The sequence below is a fragment of the Chitinophaga agrisoli genome, from assembly GCF_008386695.1.
Classification (GTDB): Bacteria; Bacteroidota; Bacteroidia; order Chitinophagales; family Chitinophagaceae; genus Chitinophaga; species Chitinophaga agrisoli.
Map to the genome: position 1 here is coordinate 977,814 of NZ_VUOC01000004.1, position 16,723 is coordinate 994,536.

At 42.2% G+C, this 16,723-nt stretch carries 15 protein-coding genes; 3 read left to right on the forward strand and 12 right to left on the reverse strand.

The window, feature by feature from the left end:
* Positions 1–185: 185 nt before the first annotated feature.
* The 3 genes from F0L74_RS23040 to F0L74_RS23050 form a co-directional block, all read right to left on the reverse strand.
* A complete protein-coding gene (locus F0L74_RS23040) occupies positions 186–2,162 on the reverse strand; it encodes a sigma-54-dependent transcriptional regulator (RefSeq protein WP_149840270.1) in 1,977 nt (658 codons plus the stop codon).
* The gene (locus tag F0L74_RS23045) at positions 2,155–4,713 is read right to left on the reverse strand and encodes a tetratricopeptide repeat-containing sensor histidine kinase (RefSeq protein ID WP_149840271.1); all 2,559 of its coding nucleotides are present in this window, start codon (positions 4,711–4,713) and stop codon (positions 2,155–2,157) included. The genes F0L74_RS23040 and F0L74_RS23045 overlap by 8 nt, the downstream gene beginning before the upstream one ends.
* A 133-nt stretch (positions 4,714–4,846) precedes the next feature.
* Complete coding sequence (locus F0L74_RS23050; protein WP_149840272.1) at positions 4,847–5,548, reverse strand: hypothetical protein; 702 nt, start codon at positions 5,546–5,548, stop codon at positions 4,847–4,849.
* A gap of 222 nt (positions 5,549–5,770) precedes the next feature.
* Between F0L74_RS23050 and F0L74_RS23055 the strand changes: the two genes are divergently transcribed.
* Complete coding sequence (locus tag F0L74_RS23055) at positions 5,771–6,199, forward strand: hypothetical protein (protein ID WP_188316125.1); 429 nt, start codon at positions 5,771–5,773, stop codon at positions 6,197–6,199.
* A 162-nt stretch (positions 6,200–6,361) separates the two neighbouring features.
* On the opposite strand, the gene F0L74_RS23060 is transcribed toward F0L74_RS23055, so the two are convergent.
* The 7 genes from F0L74_RS23060 to F0L74_RS23090 form a co-directional block, all read right to left on the reverse strand.
* Positions 6,362–6,622: a hypothetical protein gene (locus F0L74_RS23060; RefSeq protein WP_149840273.1), complete on the reverse strand. Its 261-nt coding sequence runs from the start codon at positions 6,620–6,622 to the stop codon at positions 6,362–6,364.
* 133 nt (positions 6,623–6,755) lie between these two features.
* A complete protein-coding gene (locus F0L74_RS23065; RefSeq protein ID WP_149840274.1) occupies positions 6,756–7,337 on the reverse strand; it encodes a Crp/Fnr family transcriptional regulator in 582 nt (193 codons plus the stop codon).
* A gap of 233 nt (positions 7,338–7,570) precedes the next feature.
* The gene (locus F0L74_RS23070) at positions 7,571–8,437 is read right to left on the reverse strand and encodes an alpha/beta fold hydrolase (RefSeq protein WP_149840275.1); all 867 of its coding nucleotides are present in this window, start codon (positions 8,435–8,437) and stop codon (positions 7,571–7,573) included.
* A gap of 110 nt (positions 8,438–8,547) precedes the next feature.
* Entirely contained in the window at positions 8,548–9,345 is a 798-nt protein-coding gene (locus F0L74_RS23075) for an alpha/beta fold hydrolase (protein WP_149840276.1), read from the reverse strand.
* A 25-nt stretch (positions 9,346–9,370) separates the two neighbouring features.
* Complete coding sequence (locus tag F0L74_RS23080) at positions 9,371–10,186, reverse strand: alpha/beta fold hydrolase (RefSeq protein ID WP_149840277.1); 816 nt, start codon at positions 10,184–10,186, stop codon at positions 9,371–9,373.
* 40 nt (positions 10,187–10,226) lie between these two features.
* Positions 10,227–11,000 carry an alpha/beta fold hydrolase gene (locus tag F0L74_RS23085; RefSeq protein WP_149840278.1) on the reverse strand — a complete coding sequence of 258 codons (774 nt, stop codon included), beginning with the start codon at positions 10,998–11,000 and terminating at the stop codon, positions 10,227–10,229.
* Positions 11,001–11,589: 589 nt separating this feature from the next.
* The gene (locus tag F0L74_RS23090) at positions 11,590–12,573 is read right to left on the reverse strand and encodes a DUF6268 family outer membrane beta-barrel protein (protein WP_213087059.1); all 984 of its coding nucleotides are present in this window, start codon (positions 12,571–12,573) and stop codon (positions 11,590–11,592) included.
* 82 nt (positions 12,574–12,655) lie between these two features.
* Here F0L74_RS23090 and F0L74_RS23095 point away from each other — a divergent pair, with 82 nt between their 5' ends.
* Positions 12,656–13,672 carry a sensor histidine kinase gene (locus F0L74_RS23095; RefSeq protein ID WP_149840279.1) on the forward strand — a complete coding sequence of 339 codons (1,017 nt, stop codon included), beginning with the start codon at positions 12,656–12,658 and terminating at the stop codon, positions 13,670–13,672.
* Between the two features lie 5 nt (positions 13,673–13,677).
* Positions 13,678–14,430, forward strand: a complete 753-nt coding sequence (locus tag F0L74_RS23100; RefSeq protein WP_149840280.1) for a LytR/AlgR family response regulator transcription factor — start codon at positions 13,678–13,680, stop codon at positions 14,428–14,430.
* Positions 14,431–14,612: 182 nt separating this feature from the next.
* On the opposite strand, the gene F0L74_RS23105 is transcribed toward F0L74_RS23100, so the two are convergent.
* Positions 14,613–15,509, reverse strand: coding sequence for a helix-turn-helix domain-containing protein (locus F0L74_RS23105; protein ID WP_149840281.1), 897 nt, complete (start codon positions 15,507–15,509; stop codon positions 14,613–14,615).
* A gap of 68 nt (positions 15,510–15,577) precedes the next feature.
* Positions 15,578–16,582 carry an aldo/keto reductase gene (locus F0L74_RS23110; RefSeq protein WP_149840282.1) on the reverse strand — a complete coding sequence of 335 codons (1,005 nt, stop codon included), beginning with the start codon at positions 16,580–16,582 and terminating at the stop codon, positions 15,578–15,580.
* Positions 16,583–16,723: the final 141 nt, after the last annotated feature.

Here is a 16,723-nt window from a genome sequence, read left to right on the forward strand (position 1 = left end):
ATTTGTATGCCATTCAATCAAAACAGCAAAGACGTGAAAGCAAACGGTTGGTAATACTTTGGAAATCAATTTACCTGTATTAACAGGTGACAGGGAAGCACAAAAAAGCCGAAGTTATAGCCCCCGGAAATATCGGGGGCTATCCTTAAATACCCCGAAAATTCCGGGGTATACTATTATCAAGGCTATAAGTTTTCAGAGGAATCGATAAAATCCTGTCTTTTAATATTCAGTTTTGTCATTTTTGATTCGAGGGTGCTGGGTTTGATATTTAATAATTCCGCAGCGCCTCCGGCGCCCCGTATACGGCCCTTTGTTTTTTTCAGAAATGCAGTGATGTATTCCCTTTCTGTTTGTTGCTGAATATGCTTTACCTCTTCAAAGGTATTGACAGCCGTTTTGCCGGCCGGTTCCGGGGTTACCGTACTAAAGCTCCGCATCAATTGTAATTGGGATCTGCCATCATTGAGCACAACAGATTGCTCAATAATATTTTCCAGTTCACGGATATTCCCCGGCCAGTGATAGCCATACAATTTTTTCATCATCGGATCAGCAATGCCATTAAATGGTTTGTTCAATGCCTCGCAAAATCTGTGTGCAAAAAATAATGCCAGGGCTTCGATATCGGTTTCCCGTTCACGAAGTGGGGGGAGCGTGAGCGGGAACACATTCAGCCGGTAATACAGATCAAGGCGAAAATTCTGTGCTGCTATTTCCTTTTCCAGGTTTCGGTTGGTCGCGGCCACTACGCGAACATTTACCTTTACTGTTTTACTGCCGCCTACGTATTCGATCTCCCGTTCCTGCAAAACACGCAGTAATTTCACCTGCATGCCGGGAGGTAATTCCCCGATCTCGTCTAAAAAGATAGTTCCCCCGTCAGCCAGCTCAAATTTTCCTTTTCTTTTTTCGGCAGCGCCAGTGAAGGCGCCTTTTTCATGACCAAACAATTCTGACTCTATCAATGTCGCAGGAATAGCCGCACAATTCACTTTTATAAATGGGCCATTTTTACGGGGCGACAGCATGTGAATGGCCTGCGCCACCCCTTCTTTCCCCGTGCCACTTTCACCTAATATCAGAACAGATGTGTTATAGGGCGCAACCTGCGCCACCAGGTCCAGCGCCGACAACAATAGATGATGATTGCCAATAATGCCTTTGAACGCCTGGTTCCCTGCCGCCTTATCCTGCTTCTTTTCAGCAGGAAGCGGCTGACGAAGGTGTTCAATCGAAGATGTTTCAGCATATATTGTTTTATTAGCCAACTCTTCCAGGCATATTTTCAACCGGTTTAACAGGGCGATATGATCTTTACTATAGCTATTAGCATGCCGGCTGTAAAAGAAATAATGTACAGATAACCCATAACCGATCGCCACGGGGAATACGAGATAGGATTCCATCCGCAGGCAATCCATCAGCTTTCTCTGCAGCAAATTATTAGTGGTGTTTTCCGTGATCCCGTGGTTATAAATACCGGCATTATTGTCGCTGTCGCTGCGTTCAATGATGCCGGAAAATGCGGATTGGTTTAAACCTGAAATGGTCTCCAGTTCTTTTTCGCCAATAAACTGATATTCATCGAACCCGGTGCGCAAATAACCCGTATCCGTGAACTTTTTTGCATCCAGCGGTCTGATCCCGCACGCAATAAAGTCAAATGGTATATAGCATCGCATCACTTCCGCAAGCTTCAACAGTGATTGCCGGGCATCCAGCGCTTCATTGCCTATGTCCGTTATGCTTTTCTGCAGTTGTTCTTCCCGCCTCAATTTTGATTCAAGGCTATGCTGATGCAGGTACCACGCAATTTCCAGCGCCACCAGCAGGTCCTTTTCCCTGACCGGCTTCACCAGAAATCCATAAGGCTCTGTTGTCTTTGCCTCTTCCAGTATATCCTGGTTGGCATAGGCAGATAAGTAAATAAACGGAATATGACCGGCCCTTAATTTCCGGGCGATATCAATACCGGATAATTTCCCCTTAAGCCTGATATCAAGGAGCACCAGATCAGGTTTACATTGTTGAATATGCTCTTGCGCTTCCCGGGCCGAAGCAGCAATGCCATTTATTGTATAACCGGCTTCCTCCAGTATCATCTGCAGGTTGTTGGCTACAATAAATTCATCTTCTACGATCAATATTTTTTTAGTCATACGACTGGTTATTTAGAGCGCTAAACCGGACCGATATATGCAGACCATTGTTGCTTTCAATATTAAAAACCCCATCTAGTTGTCTGGCAAGACCACGCATCAGACTGAACCCCAGTGAGCCCCGTTTTGACACATCAACGTCCGGAGGCAGGCCTGTACCATTATCTGATATATTGAGCGCCAAATGACCGGCCCCGTTATATTTCAAACTGATCCGTACAATACCTTGCTGCTCTCCGGGAAATGCATATTTAATGGCGTTTACAATACCTTCGTTTATGATCAGGCCCAGCGGAATGGCTTTCGCCACGTCCAGTTGCAAGGGTTCAATATCCTGCTCTATGATGGTACGATTGCCGGTATCAAAGCTGTCCTGCAGGTAACTAAGCAGTTCATCTATATAATGAGGCATATCGATGGAGGAAGTATTTTCAGATTGATACAGCTTCTGATGGATCAGGGATATGGCCTGTACTCTCCGCTGGCTGTCATTTATAGCCATGAGCGCTGCATCATTATCTATATACCTGGATTGTGAATCGAGCAGGCTCATGATAACCTGGAGATTGTTCTTGATCCGGTGATGTATCTCTTTTAATAGCCACTCTTTGTCCGCTACCAGGTGCTGCAGTTGTTCATTCTTATAGGTAATTATTTTATTGCTCTTTTGCTTTAAACGGTTTTGGCGGTATAACAACACTACAATGATCCCTGTTGCGACAATACCTGCAAGGGTGAGGTTCTTTATAAGTTTTGATTGTTTTGCGTCCTGGTTCAGCGCAGCGATCTGGCTTTCTTTTTCCTGTGTTTCGTAACTGATCTGGAGCTCTTCTGCCTGTCGTGTTTTTGTAGCCGTGAAATTGGAATCAAGCAATTTTATGTATTCCTTATAATGGGATATTACTGCATCTTTATTACCAAGCGCGGAATCTGTATCGATCAGCGAACGGTAGATTGCCAGGTCATTCATCAGGGTCCGGTGGCCATAAGAAACGATTTCGAAGTGGTTTTCGAGATATTCTTTTGCCTTTTGATATTGCCCGCGTTGAAAGAAAAGCATTGCGTAATGTTCGTTGACCGCTCCTCTTCTTAGCGGTCCCCGGATAACTTCTGCCTCCGTCTCAAGAGAATCCATCTTTTTGATATGTATTTCCGCTGAATCCAACTTTTTCAAGGCTGAATAACACGTAGAGAGCGCTGAATGATAATAAAACAGATCTGACATACTCACGGGAGCATTCACCTCTTTTGAAATATTGAATACAAGATCGAGCGCTTCTCTTGCGTGGCCTTGCTGATTCATAAAATCAATTACGACCTGCACAATATTGTATACGGCCGGATTGCGATCTATAATAAATCGCTTTATTGATTTTTGTGCCATGTCTGCCGCCTCCTGCTGTCTGCCCTCAACATCATATAAAAGCGCCAGCCGGCCGTAAAAAAGCGCCCACCCGACGCTGTCGCGGCAGTTTTCGGCAACTTTAATTGCCTGATGTATATACCGTAGTGGTTCTCCGAATTTCCCCTGATACATGGTGATATTGGCAAGGGCCTCCGTAATGTAATGGGTATATGGATATTGGATGGACGTAGCCAGTGATAGCGCTCTCGAGAAAAAATCATAGGCGCTTTGATGCTGGCCTGCGGCCATCACCACATACCCAAGGTCCATCAGCATATTGATCTCATTTTCAATATCGCCCATGCTGTGATAAAGGTCCGCAGCCTCTTGCAGATCGGATAACTTTCTTTGAAAGGTGGTTTGTCTGGGGGCCGTGTATATACCACGATAGGCAATTGCCCTGGCTGCTGCTGCTTTATCGCCTGTTTTCCTGCATTGTGCTATCAGTTGATGATAGATGGAGTCGCCTCTATCATCGCAAGCCTGCAGATATATTTTTCCCAGCAGGCAAAGCGCCAACAGATGCAATCTTTCATCCTTCAACGTTTTACTTTCCGTTATCGCTTTATTTAAAAAATATTCAACACTGTCTTTATACCGGGAATAACCGGCGGGTTGGAAGGCGTAATAAGAACCAAGCAGCAACAATAATTGCAAATGTTTTTTACCGGTTGCTTTTGACAGAAAACGAATGCCTGTGCCTGGATCGCCCTGATCGATCCATTTTGATTGCTCCCGCAATTTTTCATCCCCAAATCCTTCTGCCAATATGGAAAACCGGCTCAGGCCCAGATAATGGCCGGCTATTAATAAACAACTATCCTGGTCAGTCAGGGCTTCTTTGGCAATATAGAGATACGTGGAACTAAGCCATAAATTCAGCCGTTGCCAGGATGCTTTATCCTGATCTGGCGGGTAATAGGAATACGCTGACACCTCCGGCTGCACTGTAGATTGGGGCCGGGCTTCAGTAGATATCAATAAACCGGATAGCAGGCCAATTAGAACCACCCTTAACATAGTTTTCTTTTTGAGACCGGAACGGTCAGACAGAACATAGTGCCCGCAATTTAGCGAATTCGCTGATGATGTCAAAAGAGAAAGATATCCACGCGATATTTTATAAGGTGCAGTGTAGATAAGCATTTCGGTGAAAAAAGGTTACACAGATTCTGGATCGGGCTGTGTAACCTTTTTTGTTGCCTTTTAGATTGGGTTATTGTGGCTTGATAACCTCCTCGACCATCGAGAACACGAACTTTATAACCTATGTTTACCTTTATTGATTCTTCCTTAATTCTTCTATCTGCATCCCCTGCTCTGTTATCAACTGTTGTTGATCAGATATCAGTTGTTGCTGCGACTCTAATTTCTTATTAAGGTCGATTAAATATAATGTCAGCTCTTCGATCTTCTTCAACAATTTAGCTTGGTTTTCACCTAAATCTAACCCATTTTTTTCCAACTCTTTAGCAGAGGGAATCTCCGCTAAATGCTTGAATTTTTTAATATAACATTCCGTTTCTTCCAGCGAAGGCAAAGTATAAATTGAGTCAAATACATAGTCCGGCCAACCACTTTGCAACGCTACTTTTACTCTTTCAGCAATCACACTACCACCAACTGCAAGCTTAAAGCCCTTAGTATCAACGACGCCAATACCAACATTTCCGCCTTGACTGATGTACATCAAAGATTTGTTAAGACTGGAATTATAAAATTCCCATCCCCCACTAGCATCAACAGAAGAACAGTCAAACCGTACAGTTCTATAACCTGCATTAAGTGGTCTTATAAAGTGGGCTTTTGTAGTATATCCGGTTGAAGCATCAACACCAATGCTAAGCCCTTGCGCATTACTAATATTTATGCTATTTGTAGTTGTATTTCCTGAATCCGTTACTTGTTGCAGGGTTTGGGAAGTTGCAGAGATACACGATAATAAAAACACACAAAGAATGAATGAAATCCTTTTATTCATAGGTCATTTTGTTAGAAAGATACAAAACAGCGTATAGATTGCACAATTTTTTTTGAGATATTCCTTCATGAAGCCAGCGAAAAGGTGATCTACTTACAACTATACGCTTCAAGGGATAAAAAAAATGATATAAAATATAAAAAGAGTGCGAATTTTGTAATAACCTGATCACAGGTTAGTGGTCATTATATGACGACACTCTACAAACCTCGAGCAAATAATATGCAAGAACAAAAAGGGAAACATGAGGACTCACAGCATGATGAGCTGGGAATAAAGATGCGCTCAAACGACAATCCTTATCTTCCGGTTGATAATCAAAAAAAACAGCTGCCACCGCGCAGACTATCTTCTTATTTCATTATATTAATTGAAAGCGGTTCAATTACCTATAATATAGACTCACAAGACTTTACGCTTACTGATGGGCATCTGCTTTTTGCAATGCCCAATCAATTTTTTACGCCACCCGCTAAAGCAGACGATCTTAAATATTTCAAACTGCTGTTTGATGAAAATACATTGGCATTGTTGCCACAACAATTTCCTTTTTTGGTCAACCCCCTAAACGCACAAACCATAGTGCTTGAAAATGCTGCAAAAGAAAGGGTAATAAAGGTTTTTGGCATTTTTCGGTATCTCCTACTTTAAGTTTAACCAGCGGGTGATTAGGCAAGTTCCTGATCTCGAAATTGACAACGGCCAATAAATAGCTTTTCGCCACGCAGAAAATCCTTTGACAATTTCCGTTGTGGTGTGTTTTTATAAAATGTAATTTTTCTCTTCAGATAGTCAAGCTTAAGGATATATCCCTTAAAAAAAATCATATCCGATAAAGCCGAGAAAATCCGGCGTAACTTTATTCTCCAGCCAGCCATAGTTGCTGCTCTCAACATTGATAAGGTTATTATATGTCACGCCATTGCTGAATTTGACCGTGGATATCGTATCATTCACGTTTATCATAAATGATTGTCCGCTCCCTGCAGCTCCTTTCCGCACCTCTTTTCTATGAGGAAGGTTCACGTAATTATGATTTATGCTAAGCGCCTGACGTGTGCCGGTATCAAACATGAATTGCCTTTAATGCCATTTACCTCTCCAGATATGAGCCGATAGGCGTTTACCAGCATAATCGGAAAAATGACACTATCGCTATGCAGAAAAATCAGGATGGCCCTTTTCATATGTCCAAGTATTAATCGATCTATTTTTTTGAAAATTCACGCCTGATCCTGCTCAATGATGTATCGGTAACATTCAGGTAAGAAGCGATCTGCTTAAGCTGGGCATATTGAAACACCTCTTTATTATTGACCATAAGATTTTCGTAACGAGCTTCGCCGCTCAGATTGATCAGCTCAAGGGCCCTTTTTTTAAACAGCACATATTCTTTGGCCAGCATCTTTACCCCATATGCCCTAAACTCTGGAATCGTATGCAATAGCAAATTCAGCTGGTCGTAGGTAATTGCAAAACCCCAACAATCTGTCACCGCTTGAATATTCTCTGTTGAAGGCGTTTTCAAATAAAAAGAGGATACTTCAAATACCACACTGTCTCTTTGATAGAAATTGGTAGTTACTTCGTTTCCATCGGTATCATGTGTAAAAGCTCTCATAAACCCACTCTGCAAAAAGAAATAACAATCATTGATCTTTCCTTCCATAAGAAAATACTCGTTTTTCGAAATAGTAAGCTCCTGGAAATATTCAACCACCCGATCTAATGTGCGGTCCGGGAATGACAGATTTTTTATAATATAATTTTTTAGCCCCTGCTTATCCATTACAAATTATTTTACGAAAGTTACTATGGATTATCGTAGTAATAAAAAAAATGCGAACCACGGCCCAATATGGTCCATGTCCCCGCGAGTTATATACCAGTATAAAAATGAATTACAGATACCGGTTGCTGCTGCCTTGGGCTAGCTTTCCAGGCATGACGTTACTTGTCTTTGTCTGATTAAAGCCATTCGTCCGGATAGCGCAGCAACCGGTATCATCATTTAATATTTACTTAATTCAACAGGAACGTGTTTGCCTGCTCAACAAAATCCTTCCTGTGTTGGAAAATGCCTCCATGGCCGGAGTCACTCCAGAGCACCAGTTTAGCCTGAGGGATATGCTGAAGCATGATATAGGAGTTAATAGAATCGACCATAATGTCTTCATTACCGTTAAAGATGAGTACTGGTTGTTGGATAGACTGTAACAGCCTGTAACCTTCATCTGTTGCCAAACCATATCCTACAATGGCCTTGGCTTGATTGGTGATGGTTTCCTGGCTGCTCGGCGTATCTCTGTCTATCTCCCTTTCAGCCAATCTTCCCAGGAAATCTTCGCCGGCTTTAATGCTGGTGGGTGTTTTGCTGAAAAACAAGTTGATCAATACCCGGTCCGGGCCATCTGCAAAAGCTTTTTGCAAGTGTGATTCCAGCTGTGCAATGCCCTTTCCACCCAATGGCCCAGTACCTGCCAATATCAGCTTATGTACGAGCTCAGGATAGTCCACCGCAATCCGCTGGCCGATGAAACCACCCAAAGAGAACCCTAAAAGATTAACTTTATTATACCCTAACGCCTGGATGAAACTTACTGCATCCTGTGCCATTGCTAGAACATTGTCTGGAGTAGTTCCTTTGGAGCTGCCTACTCCCCGGTTGTTAAAAAGAATTACCCGGTGTTTGGCGGCTATCGCATTCGTGACCTCGGGGTCCCAATTGTCCATATTCCCGGTGAAATGTTGCAAAAACACAACCGGTATTTCAGTCTCCTTGCCGAAGGAGCGATAGGTAAAATCCAGTCCGTTTACCATTATTGACCTGGTAGGTGCTGTCTGATGATTAAATTCCTGCTGAGCGGAACTTTGTTCTTTCGTATTCATTTGTCTGATATATTAACTGATAAATTTTATAATAGGACCATCAATTATTGAAAGATAGCTTTGGAACGAATGGTCCTTAACGCCGAAAGAATTTTTACTTGAGCTGCCTGTTACTTTGTTTCCAGCTCAATGATCTGGGCTAAAACGTGCGGGAACATTACAAAAGGAGTATGGCTTGACGGAAGGGAATATAATCTCTGGATACCCGCATCCCTGACCATTTTTTGTTGAAGTGTATAACCGATCGTATGGTCATTAAGGCTGTAAATAAAAACCTTATCAATTTTCCCAAACTTTGTGTCTGTCAGTGTAACTGGAGTAGCCAAAGGCGCTAAAGGTTCGGGTTTAATATTATTGCTTACATAATCAGCCACCTGTTTAGGCGCATCGGCGAGAAAAACATCGGCTACCCCTTCTTTGCGTATTGAAGCAATCCCTGCTTGCTTATCAACAACAAGATTTTTACCAACATGGCTCTCACTGTCAGTTTGAGCCAGGGAAAGAAGGCTTTCGCCATTTTTAGGCACATAAGCCGCAACATAGATCAACTTTTTGATTTGTGGTGCGATCTCCTCTGCTACCTGGCTCGCAACGATACCGCCGAAACTGTGGCCTACTAAAACTACATCCTGTTTGTCACCGATGGTCTTTTTAACCTCATCCACATATAATTTTAAGCTGATCGCCGGGATAGCCGTTTTATCGCTGCCATGCCCGGGAAGATTAACGGCAATGACGGGGTTACCGGATGCAGTCAGATCGTCAACAACGTGCTGCCAGTCAGCGGATGACGACCATGCGCCATGCACAATCACGATAGTGCTCTTGTTATTGGATTTTGCAGTTTGTGAAAATGCTGTGAATGTGGAAAACAAAAGTGCTGTTACAAAGAGAAAGATATTTTTCATGATTTATGTATTTATTCGTTTTATACTAGTTGTTTGCTGCCTGAGTAAGAAGTGATGTCAGCGCATCGGGCTGTGAAAGGAATGGACAATGTCCGGTGTTTATCTGGTATACAGATTTAACTACGCCCGCTGTGATCATTTTATCTTGCAGATATGGCGATATAACATGGTCCTGTAAAGTTTTGATGTAAACCTTTTTAACCGATCCAAAATTTCCTTCAGTCAATGTAACAGGATTTATAAATGGAATAAGCGGCTCTGTGCGGTAATTCTGCAGTACCAGCTGCTGAATTTCGGGAGTACCGTCCTGGATAAACAGATTTACAATATGGTCGTGCTTTACATCCACCGTATAATTTGCATTGTTAAAAATGAGAACGCTATCGACAAGCTGAGAATCGCGGTCCGTATGTGCCAATTGGTCGAGGGTTTGGCCAGAAACCGGCAGGTAGGCGGCCACATAAACCAGTTTTTCAATTTTCGAAGGAATGGCCTCTGCCACAGATGAAATGATCATTCCGCCAAGACTGTGGCCTACCAGAATAACTTTACCATTCATTTTAGAGATGGCGTCTATCACTTTATCTCTATAAACATCTAAAGTAATCGTACCGGGGATTGTCTGATCATCACCATGTCCCGGCAACTCGACAACAACGACTTTATTCCCTTGTTTTTCGAGATTATTCTTAACTGTCTGCCATGCGTAAGGCGCCTGCCAGGCCCCATGAACAAGTACATAATTACTGGATTGTTGAAGTGGCTTATCGTCCTTCGAGCAAGAGGATAAGATGAATATAAAGACCACAGTAAGGAATTGGATCAATTTTAACTTTTTCATGATTGTTTTATTGTAGTGTTATGTTGTTATTAGTTGTGAGTCAATTGGCTTCCACGGTTATAATATCTGATAGTAATTGAGGGAATACGATAAAGGGAGTGTGGCTGGATGGCAATGAGTACGTTCTGACAATGCCGGCATCTTCTACCATCTTTTGTTGTAGTGAATAGCCAATGGTGTGGTCATGCTGACTGTGAACATATACTTTGGGGGTTTTTCCAAAATTGCCATGGGTCAAATCCACCGGTGTGGCCAGCGGAACAAGGGGCTCAGGCCTGAGATTATCGGTAACGTATTTCGCAATATGTGCGGGTGCATCGGCCAGAAATACGTCCGTAACAGCTTCCCTTACTATACTGGCAAGACCTGCGTTCTCGTCCACGATAAGGTTTCTACCCACATGACTCTGTTTGTCAGATTGAGCCAGTGACATTAAACTATCTCCATTTTGGGGAACAAAAGCGGCGATATAAATTATTTTCTTTATCTGCGGTGCGATCAGTTCCGCTACCTGGCTTGCAACTATTCCACCGAAGCTATGACCGACCAAAGTGACATCCCTTTCGTCGCCGATGGCCTTTAAGACTTCGTAGACATAAAGCTGCAGGCTGATGTTTGAAATAGGTGTTTCATCACTTCCGTGGCCAGGAAGATTTACTGTGATCAGCTTATTGCCATGGGACATCAGGTGACTCGCAACATGGAGCCAATCGTTTGCGGAAGACCAGGCCCCGTGAACAATTACGATTGTGCTGCTGCTTTTATTCAATGCCGGATTTAAATCTTCCTGGTTATTATTTTTTTCGCTTTGCATAATGTTAGTTGTTTATTACAATGCAAAGGAAGGGGAAATAAAACCCACACCACTTGTCCTGTGACAAGTAATGAAAATCAGGGTCGCCGGGCTAAGAATTTCAATTGTTAACCCAACGCTTAAGAGGAAGGCGAATTGCGATCCAGGGAACCTGCTCAGGAAACGGCAGGGGGTGGAGGTGACTTCACGGGAAATAACAGATACATTGGTAGTTGGGCAGGCAACATCATTTCCGCGGAGTTTGCCAGAGATGGACATCCTTTGATATGGAAATTTTTCAAAAACCGCTACAGTGGCATATATAAACGAAAAAGGCATTCTAAAGAATGCCTTTTGTGATCCCGCTGGGAGAATTTCAGCCCTACGGGAACTTGCTACGGAGCGTATTTTCAAACAACCATCTATAGCCAACCCTTTTTCCTACCCTCGTTGGTTGATGGTATTTGTTTGTTTTTTAGAGCAAAGAACTATTACTGCAAATGTATTAAATTATGTTTTTCTCTTTAACCTTCCTTTGAAGGTGTTTTTTAAAATAATCTAGGTCTTCCTTGAGCCGTTGGCGGTCATTTTCCACCCTGATCAATTGCCCTTAAAATCTAAATTGCAGCCCTGCTCCGGCGTAAAGCGATCCCCGGAAGGAATATCCCTTATCCTGAAAAATTGTCTTCAAACTCCTGTCGGTTATTTGTGCGGTACGTGTAGCATTTAAGCCGAAAGTGAGAGGGATGGTCACGCGTTTCCCTAACTTTATTTCCGGGCGTAATCCGAAGACGACATATTGATGGGTGAATATTTTATCCTTTCCTTCCTGCTCCAGCAAGGCCATCTGCCCGTTAACCTCCATCACCAGGTTTAGCTTGAAGTTTGTATTAAACTGGTAGCCCGCCGACACTTCAAGGCCATCCCTTAGTGAAGCCTGTACCGAATAACGTCCTGAGGTTCTCCAGTTAAGGTAAAAAGCGGGAAATAGCATGGGGAATCCAAAAGAGTTGTTTAGAGCAAGGCCACCACCCAGGTCAAGGTTGGGTTTTAAATGACGGATAAATACCGCGCTAACGCTGCCCAATACATTTTTGAACCTTATTTGCGACAGATCAGTAGTGGGCATAAAGATTCCGCCACCGACACCCGTCCTGAGCGACCACCGGTCATTTAATGGCCGCTGGTAATTCAAACTCACACCTATATTTAGAACCTTGTCGACAACCAACGGTGCGGTAAAATTCTTGTTGTTAAGACCAACATAGGCTCCCCCAACACCGATAGACCACATGGTTGGACGATTCAATTCGTTTAATTTTTTGGACAGGGGAATGTTGATACCTGCCTGGTAGACAATGGCCGAGCCTTTGCTATTTCCTATCCGCCGACTGGAATCGCCTTCCGTCATCTGATAGCCCGATGTTCCAAAATACTCGGTCTTTAAAAAGGCCTGTGCATTGCTTCTTGTAGAAGCAACACCTATAATAAACACACATATCAATAATGATCTCATAGCTTTTAAATAAACTGTTTCCATTAAACCAGACGTTTTTGGCGTCCACTGGAACAAAGATGAAGCAGGTAGCTGCATGATAGAAATTATTTTGACCGATAGGCGTTTCGCTTTGACGCCTGGTAATCAGGCTGTAGACTATTACCCTTAACTTTGCCGCATGACGCTGTTAAAAAAATATGACCGGTTTGTAATTTTGATCTGGATTTTTCTGACCATTGTTTTCTGGTTCCGGTATATACCGGACTCCTCTATGCTGGAAGGTGGTTTGCTGGCAATCTGCATCATGTCATGTTTATACCCGTTCACCACTTATTTGAGCAAAAACCTGTTGCAAAAGGCAATGAGACAACAGCGGATGCTTTTGTTTGCCGGACAGTTTTTTCTGGTATCAGCGATATCTGCCCTATTTATACCGGCTGTTCTACATGGTTTTCTTTATCTGGAACAAAGCGGCTTTCTTCCCCCGTCTGAACTCTTGTTAGGGAGGAACCTCTTCAGCATTATGTATATAAATGCACTGGTGGTGGCTTTATTTGTGAATTTCGGATTTTGTGGGTTGAGGTTCCATGAGGAAAGCATGAAATTGCACGAAGCATTGGTTGAATCCCAATTACAGATACTTCAGCAACAGATCAGCCCCCATTTCATGTTCAATGTATTGAACCACATTAATATATTGATGCAGGAGGATGTAGCTTTGGCATCTTCATTGCTGATAAGGTATTCCAAGATACTGCGTTATCAACTGGATAGTGACAAAAACAGCAAGGTAAGCGTAGCGCAGGAGGTGCAATTTTTAAAAGACTTTATTGAGATAGAAAAAGTGAGATGGGGAAATGAGCTGACCATCAATTGTTCGTGGAAGATCGAGGATAACCATAAAGCATTCCCCCCTTTATTATTAATCACCTTTATTGAAAATGCCTTCAAACATGTGGCCCGGGGTATATCAGAAATGGCTTATGTGAACATATCTTTGGAACAAACAGCTAATTCAATTTGTTTAGAGGTTGAAAACTCTAAATCAGACATTAAACAGGAAAAAGACCCCGTTTCGGGAATAGGACTTGAAAATGCGAAGAAACGTCTAGAAATTCTTTACGGAGCGCATTACGATTTAATGATCAAAGACGCTAAAACAACTTATTATACTAAACTGGTTATCAAATTATAGGTGTTATGGGAGAAATAATATCAAAACAAACAAGCAGCCCGCTTTTAAGGTGCCTCGTCGTGGATGATGAGCCGATCGCCATAAAGGGGGTGGTTAACTTTATTAACCAGTTGGATTTCCTGGAGGTTGCAGATACCTGCACCTCTGCCATAAAAGCAACGGAGATCCTGAAAGCGAAGGATATTGACCTTATGTTCCTGGATATCAATATGCCGATGCTTTCCGGACTTGAGTTTTTACAGTCTTTGGATAAATCTCCACTTGCCATCTTAACCACTGCTTACTCCGAGCACGCACTGGAAGGCTTTCGGTTGAATGTGGTGGATTACCTGATGAAGCCTTTAGAGTTTCAGCGCTTTTTCCAGGCAGCAAACAAGGCATTGAGTATATTCCAATCCCGTCTCATTTTACAAAATAGTAAGGAAGGGGCGGATTCCGATATGTATATCCGGCAGGGAGACACCTTTCTGAGAATTATCTGGGAGGATATTCTATTTGTGGAAGGAATGCAGAATTACCTGAAACTGCATTTTAAAGAAAAGACCTTCATTATCCATCAAACTATGACCTCCCTGGAGGAAATGCTGCCTAAAGACTCTTTTTTCAGGATCCATCAATCCTACCTGATCAACACTCGTAAAATTGATGCTATTTCAGGCGGGCGGGTTTTTATTGATGGCAAACAGCTTCCTGTTTCACGCCACAGAAAAGAAGCGCTACTTAAAGCGGTGGTGTACCTTAAGTTGATAAGTAAATGAGACTCCGGCCCCTATTATTTCCCAAGATATACACTGGTAATAAGCATAATATTGCACTACATAATTAAACCTAATGGTTAATATTTTAGATAACGTTATTGCAAGAATAGCTTTTAAGTGATTTAATGGATGTTTAATTGGTCTACTCTTATTATGTGAGTCTCATGGGTGCATCTTAATTATCAGTTAAATGCCTGCCGGAACTCAAGCGGTGACAAGCTGGTTTTCTTCTTAAACAGCGTACTGAACGATTGTGCGTGTTCAAAGCCTAATGTATAAGCAATTTCACTTACCGATAAATTTGTAGTCGAGAGTTTTTCCTTCGCCTTTTCAATTAACCTCTGATGTATATGCTGTTGTGTATTTTGCCCTGTATGCATGCGCAGTAGATCGCTCAGGTAGTTTGGAGACAGGCTCATAAGTTCGGCCACGCGTTGTACCGTTAATAGTTCCGGTTGCTTTGTTGTACTGCTGTCAAAATACTCATCAACAAGGCGTTCAAATTTGGCAAGCAGTTGATGATTGTAGTTTTTCCGGGTGATAAACTGCCGCTCGTAAAATCGATTGGAATAATTGAGCAACAACTCAATTTGCGATAGGATAATTTCCTGAGTATATTTATCAATATGCAGGCATTCCTTATCGATCTTGTTCAATATTGTAACAAGATCATCTTCTTCTTCAGCAGAAAGATGCAGAGCCTCATTTACGGCGTAAGAAAAGAAGTTGTAACTGTTGATGTTACTTGCCAGAGGATGGGCCAGCAAAAAGTCAGGATGGAAAATAAGCAGGTAACCTGACCCGCATTCTAGGTTGTTCAGATCCAGGTACTGAACTTGATTAGGTGCAGTAAAGCTCAGAACACCCTTATTGTAATCATAATGCTGCTGACCATATCGTATTTTACCCTTGACTTCCCTTTTGAGGGCAACACAATAAAATCTATTCACAAAACCTTTCCATACATCATCTTCCAGGAAAATACTTTCGGCGAGGTTGATCACACTTACCAATGGGTGGCGTGGCTCGGGCAAAGAGAGTAACCGGTGAAATTCTGAGACTGATCTGATGGCATTCATAATGTTAATTTAAACATTTTAATGTGAAGAGTAGTGGTTGCATCCTTAAATGCAATCGTATAAATACTCTAATCAATAAGCCCCATACTAAACTCATCGTATGGATTGCCGGTATCAGTACCCAACGGCACAATGCTTTCGAGTTTCGACAGATCAGCTTCGTTTAATTCAATTTCGGTGGCAGCTATGTTTTGCTCTAAATATTTTCTTCGTTTGGTGCCCGGAATAGGTAAGATGCCCTTATTTATAATCCAAGCCAGTGCTAACTGTGATGTGGTTATTTTTTTCTCTTCGGCCATTACCTCAATTGCCTTAACCAACTCAATATTCTTGTAAAAATGAGCTTCCTGAAAACGTGGAATTGCCCGGCGAAAATCATTTTCCGGCAAGTCATCTATGGTTCGTATCTGTCCTGATAAAAAACCACGTCCTAATGGGGAATAAGCAACAAAACCTATCCCAAGTTCATTCAGAGTATTCAGTATGCCACGTTGTTCAGTTGTTCGCTCAAATAAAGAATATTCACTTTGTACCGCTGTAATCGGGTGAACCGCGTGAGCTCTTTTTACAGTTTCTGAAGATACTTCTGATAGTCCGAGATAACCCAGTTTTCCTTCCTTCACCAGCTCGCTCATCGCCTCAATGGTTTCTTCGATGGGCGTGTTTTTATCAAGTCGGTGCATATAGTACAAATCGATATACGCCGTGTTAAGGTTTTTAAGAGAACGTTCCACCGCTTTTTTTACATACTCTTTTTTGCCATTAATAGCCCAGGTCACTTTGTTGTTATCATCTATTTCCCAGCCGAATTTTGTCGCGATAATATATTTGTTCCTATTACCATATATTGCTTTAGCAATCAACTGCTCATTTTTGAAAGGGCCGTACAAATCAGCAGTATCTAAAAAATTGCCGCCTAATTCGAGCGATCTGTGAATGGTGGCAATAGCTTCTTGCTCATCTGCCTCTCCATACATATTTCCTTCTTCAAAACCCGTCATACCCATACAGCCCAAACCTATAATTGGTACAACCAAACCTTCGCTTCCCAAATTTATTTTCTTCATTACCATACTAACTATTTTAATAGGTCAAAGTTCGCTAAGAACACTTTAATAGCTGTATGCAAAGCCCTGAAAGTTGTATGCAAATCAAGGATCGGCTAAATATGGTTAAGCGAAAAACGCTAAAGATTAAATCTGATGTTGTCATAG